The organism is Mycobacterium sp. 1245852.3 (assembly GCF_001669335.1).
Classification (GTDB): domain Bacteria; phylum Actinomycetota; class Actinomycetes; order Mycobacteriales; family Mycobacteriaceae; genus Mycobacterium; species Mycobacterium europaeum_A.
In genome coordinates this window covers 1-1,854 of record NZ_LZLL01000450.1, presented here as the reverse complement: position 1 = coordinate 1,854, position 1,854 = coordinate 1, and the positions used below count along the sequence as shown (strand labels likewise).

Annotated in this window: 2 protein-coding genes and 1 pseudogene; 1 reads left to right on the top strand and 2 read right to left on the bottom strand. The window is 63.3% G+C overall.

Features of this window, described 5'->3' with window-relative positions; translation table 11 throughout:
- A pseudogene (locus A9W96_RS20050) lies at window positions 1-245 on the top strand (hypothetical protein); the annotation flags it as partial.
- A gap of 25 nt (window positions 246-270) precedes the next feature.
- On the opposite strand, the gene A9W96_RS20045 reads toward A9W96_RS20050, so the two are convergent.
- Complete coding sequence (locus A9W96_RS20045) at window positions 271-1,074, bottom strand: class I SAM-dependent methyltransferase (RefSeq protein WP_156765334.1); 804 nt, start codon at window positions 1,072-1,074, stop codon at window positions 271-273.
- A 112-nt stretch (window positions 1,075-1,186) separates the two neighbouring features.
- On the bottom strand, window positions 1,187-1,854 hold a 668-nt coding region (locus A9W96_RS20040), incomplete at its 5' end, for a TylF/MycF/NovP-related O-methyltransferase (protein ID WP_067142390.1).

The following is a 1,854-nucleotide window of genomic DNA, read 5'->3' as shown; positions in this document are numbered from 1 at the left end:
CCCTGTGGAGCTCGGCCGATCAACCGTATTGGGCCGCGTCGATCAAGCGGCTGAAATTGGGCACTGCGAGGCGCTTTTCGGCCACCTCCGACGAAACGCTGTTCGCGGACCTGCGCCAGATCCTCGCCCCGGACTACGCCGTGCGCACCCGCGAGTTCGCCGCTCGGATGACGAAACCCGCCGCCAGCATCGAGCGCACCGCCGACCTGCTGGAAGCCGCCGCCCGCCGGAAAGGGATTGAGTAAGGCGGGTTTACGTTTACCAGCGGGCTCAGCGCGCCGGTTTGATGAGTAGGCCCTGGCCAGTAGGCAATGAGCAGATTTTCACGCCCAGCTCGCCGGCCACCTCGTCCATGGCGGTGCGCTGCTCGTCGCGCCCACGATTCGCGTAGTCGTCCAGCAGCACAAAGGCGCCGGGCGTGAGGCGCGGCCAAAAGAATCGCAGCGCAGCGACTTCGGGGGGCGCACAGTTCATGTCGATGTGCAGGTAGGCCACCGACGGCGCATCCACCTGCTCGAGTGTTTCCGGGACCGCGCCCACGATGATCCGCTGGTTCTTCCACTGCGCAAAATTCGCCCGGACGCTCTCAACGCCGTTGGCGTACATCCCGTTGCGCAGGTGACCTTCGCTCGTTGCCAGCGCCCCGGCCTGGCGTTCGTTCTCGCTGACGAATCGCGGGTCTAATCCTGCGAAGGTGTCGAGCAGGTAGAACGTCTTGCCCAGCCGATCCCAGTCCAGGTACTCCATGATCGCGCTGCTCAAAAAGCCGTAGCTGACGCCACACTCGACGAAATCGCCCTCGAGCTGGCTGGCACCCGCCGCGGCCCAGAGCCCGACATGTACCCGCCATTGCCATTGGTACCAGTCCTCGTTGCCGAGAGATTTGGCACCGCGCCGGTAGGCGCGCTGGAAGTCTGGATCATCGAGGAAGCCGTGGAAGTTGTTGAACGTGATCAAAGCGTCGTTGGCGTAGACGTCGGGCAGCAGCGTACGTGCGAGCCAGTATTCGGTGCGCACCCACCACATCCTGAGGCGAGTGCCAGTTGTCAGCCCTGGTGCCACGGCGGCAACCATAACATCGGTGTGCACGGCGTTCCGGCCAGACGTGACGGGTGCGCCACGATCGTGCTTCGACTATCCCTCGCTAGAGGGGAAACCATCTCGTACACTGAGCGTTTCAGCTATCTCACGACTTGCGCCACAGCACGCCGGTGCCGTCGATCTCTACGATCTCGTCGGTCACGCCGTGCTTGGTGCGGTAGTCCTTCACGGCCTGCGCACACGCATCGATGGCGTGGTAATCGTCGATGATGCAGAACCCCCCGGAAGACAGCCGCGGATAGAGCGCATCAAGCGCCTGAATAGTCGATTCATACAGATCGCCGTCCAGCCGCAACACCGAAATGCGTTCGATCGGGGCATCCTGCAGGGTGTCCTTGAACCAACCCGGAACAAAACGAACTTGGTCATCGAGCAACCCATAGCGCTCGAAATTGGACCTGACATCCGCTTCAGGCACGCCCAGGATGCGTGCGTGGCGGTGCAGCCGAATCCCCTTGTCCGCCTTGTAATTCACGGTATCCGGGGGCGGCACTCCGGCGAAGGAATCGCATAGCCATACGGTGCGCTTCTCGTCCCCGTGGGCCGCCAGCACGGCGCGCATCAGGATGGAAGCGCCACCGCGCCACACACCGCACTCCACCAGGTCGCCGGGAACGTCCTCTTCCAGCACCTTCTCGACGCAGTTCTGCAAGCTGGTCAGGCGCTTCATGCCGATCATGGTCAGGGCATCCGCGGGCCAGTCCAGGCCGAAATCACGCGCCTGCTTGTTGAACGGACGCTTCCGCACGAGCA

Coding starts and splice junctions, on each gene's coding strand:
- A9W96_RS20045 (WP_156765334.1), bottom strand. CDS start 1,074: ATGGTTGCCGCCGTGGCACCAGGGCTGACAACTGGCACTCGCCTCAGG.